This window comes from Flavobacterium sp. TC780 (assembly GCF_056783245.1).
Window position 1 is genome coordinate 1 of record NZ_JBXBAV010000011.1, and the last position, 3,870, is coordinate 3,870.

Genomic DNA, 3,870 nt, shown 5'->3' on the forward strand with positions numbered 1-3,870 from the left:
TATCAATTACACCTCGGCTCATACTTTTAAAATGATTTTGCATTCCTAATGACGAAATAAAACTCATAGAACTAGGAACAATAGAAGACAAGCCTTCAAAACCAAAATAGAAAAGGAAGCATAAAAAGACTGCTATAATAAAAGCTACGATTTGATTCTCGGATAAAGTAGAAGTAACTCAATAGCAGTATAAGCAGCAATTAGGAATAATAATCCAAAATAAGAGCCAATTGTACTCCCCATGTCGATATTGCCTTCAGGTAATCCTAAACTTGAAATTACTTTTATGTATATGAAAGTTGGAATAATTGCCATTATGATTAAAAGCAGTGAGCCAATAAATTTTCCGTTTACAATTTTCCAAATGCTTAATGGTTTCGTTAGTAACAACTCGATTGTACCTTGCTTCTTTTCATCAGAGAAACTACGCATGGTAACAGCAGGAATTAAGAAAGTTAAAATCCATGGAGCCAATGTGAAAAACGGAGTAAGATCGGCAAAACCAGTATTTAGGATGTTGTATTCTCCTTGAAAAACCCATAGAAATAAGCCATTGCTAATCAGGAAAATGGCAATGACTAAATAGCCAATGGGAGACCCGAAAAAAGATTTTATTTCTCTTAAAACAATTGATTTCATTTATTTTTTGTTTAATCGTTGATTTGGTTTATTTTTTTTGTTTCAGGTTTCAGGTTCTGTGTGTTAACTTGAAACTTGAACTAGTTCAGACTTACCAGTTTATCTACGCTCCACGCTTCTGGTTTGGCATTGAATAAGGTTTTAGTAAATGTCCAAACGGTATTAAAAAGTTCAGATTGTCGATAGTTTTCCAAGTCAGCTTCGGTTTCCCAGTAGCTATAAGTAAAAAATATATTTTTATTGTCTTTATCTTGGTACAATTCTAAAAAACGATTTCCGGGAGCATTTCGTATTTTGTCTTTTACACCATCAAAATTTTCCATGAAAGCAGGGATTTTATCTTCGTGGAAACTCATTTTTACTATTCGAACAAACATTTTTATAATTTTAGATTTTAGTCCCGAAAGCTGTCAGGATAAATTTTATATTGAGAAATGGCTTATGTGCGCGCAAAAATACCAAATTAGATTGTTCTTTTTATTATAAAAAAATAATGCTTTCTTAAATTTTATCATTTTGAAGAAGTAGGTATCCTACTTGTAGTCACAATACTGAAATATCAGATTCGATTTGTCTATTTGCCACTGCTTGAGTTTTCTCTGTTAGAATGATAAACTTTAAGAATTAAATTCATTAATGGAATTTTATGGTTATCACATCTCTATAATTTAAACCTAAAAGACTGTTGGCAGAACCTACCTTTGAAGGATTGCTTCTAAAAATAGCAATTTCCAGAAAGCCCGCTTCATTAAAAATAGCGAGTTTCTCACCTTCATAGGTTTTAATAGGATATTTGTCTGAACTGGCTATCGCCGAATAACTAGGCAGAATGGTTTTGATGCTTTTTGGTTTCATCACAATCTCATACGGACGACCTCTTGCTATTTTTAAAAAGTGCTTTTTAGAAATGTTTGTTACAACGTTTCCAAAATGATCAATATAAATTACATATCCTTTAATCGAATTTCCATCACTGGCAACGACAGCCTGCAGCTCCGTAACTTCTTTAATTGCTGGGATTTCTTTACCAATAACATTTAGTAAGCCGCCTTTGGCAATATGGCAGGCAACTTGTATAAAAATATCTAGATCTGTTGACTCCACAGGAAAACGATCGTGAATATTAATAGCAACAATTTTTTGAGGAACAATCTTTTGCGTAAGCATACTTAATATACCATTATCGGCACAAATAAAGTAATGATCGTTCCATTGCATAGCAATATGCTGGTTCTCTTTATTGCGTTCTATGTCAACACCAATAAGATGTACCGTTCCTTTTGGAAAGCTAAAGTAGGAAGAACCAATAATATAACTTGCTTCAGTAGTATTAAATGGATCGATGTCATGCGAAATATCTACAATTGTAGCCTCGGAATATTCAGATAAAATTTTCCCTTTCAGCGCGCCTACAAAGTGGTCTTTTAAGCCGTAATCGGTAGTAAGGGTAATTATTGACATCATTTTGTTTATAACTATTGATAGTATTTAAATCTAATTTTTATTAAATTTGAGATATGCAAAGCTAATAATAGTAAACGCAAAAATGAAAGAAGAAAAGACAAAATATATTTTTAAATAATTAAAAGTTACGAATAGTCTTGGTTTTTAGTTTGTAAAGCGAAAATAAGAATAGTTTCAGTGTTTAGTTGCTGGACTCAATTTGTAAAATTGAGTATTTTAGATTATGAAAATAAATTAAGATTTCACAGAGATCATAAACTGCCACTGAAGCTAAGTATTGAAATTGAACACTGAAACTGAATACTGCGACTAAAAAATACCGTGACTAAAAACTAAAAAGAAATACCCGACAGCCAATTGATTTATAAAAAAAATTAATTTTAATTTAAAACTACCTCATTTGAACGAAAGAATAATCGAGCTCATAGACATCGCTCCAAAAGACTTTTGGGGCGCTCAAGACACTCATCTTGAAATAATCAAAAAGTACTACCCAAAGCTTAAAATAGTAGCAAGAGGGACTACCTTAAAAGCGTTCGGCGAAAAAGAAGTCTTAGATGAATTCGAAAAAAGATTTCAAAGATTAATGGTTCATTTTACCCGATATAATAATATTGACGATAATGTTATTGAACGTGTGATTATGAGTGACGGTCAGGATGAAAAAAAAGCATACGACCATGACAAAATATTAGTTCATGGAGTTGCAGGTAAAATCATTAAAGCCATGACTCCCAATCAGCAGTTATTAGTTGATACCATTAAAAAGAATGATATGGTATTTGCTGTAGGTCCAGCGGGAACCGGAAAAACGTATACAGGTGTGGCAATGGCTGTAAAAGCACTTAAAGATAAAGAAGTAAAAAGGATCATACTTACACGACCAGCGGTAGAAGCAGGGGAAAACCTTGGTTTTTTACCAGGCGATATGAAAGAAAAATTAGATCCATACATGCAGCCTCTTTATGATGCTTTGCGCGATATGTTGCCAAATGAAAAACTCGAAGATTATATCTTAAAAGGAATTATTCAGATTGCGCCATTGGCATTTATGCGTGGGCGTACACTTGATAATGCTTTCGTAATTTTGGATGAAGCACAGAACACAACACATTCACAGATGAAAATGTTCCTGACCCGTATGGGGAAAAATGCCAAATTCATGATTACAGGTGATCCTGGTCAAGTCGATTTGCCAAGAAGGAGCTATTTCTGGGCTTAAAGAAGCGATATTGGTACTTAAAGATGTTGAGGGCATTGGAATTATTTATCTTGATGATAAAGACATTGTGCGCCACCGATTGGTAAAAAAAGTAATCGATGCTTACAAACAAATAGAAAACAACGATTAAAACAGTCAAATGGTTTTAGTAAAATATCAAATGTAAATCGTAAAATGTGTTTTGATATTTGAAGATATTCGTTTTATACAATTCTTTTTAGAGAGTTGTGTAAAACGAATGTTTTTTTACGACTTCGTTAATTTGTGTTAAAGAAATAGTAAAGTTTAACTTATTTCTTTCAGATTTCTCAAATTTCTTTGCTTGCCAGTTTTCAAAGCAATAAATTTGTAAATCATAAATATTTGATACTTAATATGAATTCAGAATCTAAAAAAATTAAAGTAATAATTACCGATTTAGATGGTACATTACTTAATCCAGAACATAAAATTTCTTCTTATACAAAATCAGTTTTTCAAGAACTTTACAATCAAAATTATCTAATAATTGTAGCCACAGGACGTCATCATCTTGATGCGTTTGG

At 32.2% G+C, this 3,870-nt stretch carries 3 protein-coding genes and 2 pseudogenes; 2 read left to right on the forward strand and 3 right to left on the reverse strand.

Annotation, left to right across the window (positions count from 1 at the left end; genetic code table 11):
- From gldF to AC1RYN_RS01150, 3 genes and pseudogenes are all read right to left on the reverse strand, one after another.
- Nucleotides 1–639 (reverse strand): annotated as a pseudogene (gldF, locus tag AC1RYN_RS01140) (gliding motility-associated ABC transporter permease subunit GldF); the annotation flags it as partial.
- 80 nt (nucleotides 640–719) lie between these two features.
- Nucleotides 720–1,016, reverse strand: a complete 297-nt coding sequence (locus tag AC1RYN_RS01145) for a putative quinol monooxygenase (RefSeq protein WP_129539037.1) — start codon at nucleotides 1,014–1,016, stop codon at nucleotides 720–722.
- 256 nt (nucleotides 1,017–1,272) lie between these two features.
- Nucleotides 1,273–2,100 carry an SAM hydrolase/SAM-dependent halogenase family protein gene (locus AC1RYN_RS01150; RefSeq protein WP_481805493.1) on the reverse strand — a complete coding sequence of 276 codons (828 nt, stop codon included), beginning with the start codon at nucleotides 2,098–2,100 and terminating at the stop codon, nucleotides 1,273–1,275.
- Between the two features lie 403 nt (nucleotides 2,101–2,503).
- Here AC1RYN_RS01150 and AC1RYN_RS01155 point away from each other — a divergent pair.
- Together AC1RYN_RS01155 and AC1RYN_RS01160 are read left to right on the forward strand one after the other, a co-directional pair.
- Nucleotides 2,504–3,455 (forward strand): annotated as a pseudogene (locus AC1RYN_RS01155) (PhoH family protein).
- A 245-nt stretch (nucleotides 3,456–3,700) separates the two neighbouring features.
- On the forward strand, nucleotides 3,701–3,870 hold a 170-nt coding region (locus tag AC1RYN_RS01160; protein WP_481805494.1), incomplete at its 3' end, for an HAD family hydrolase.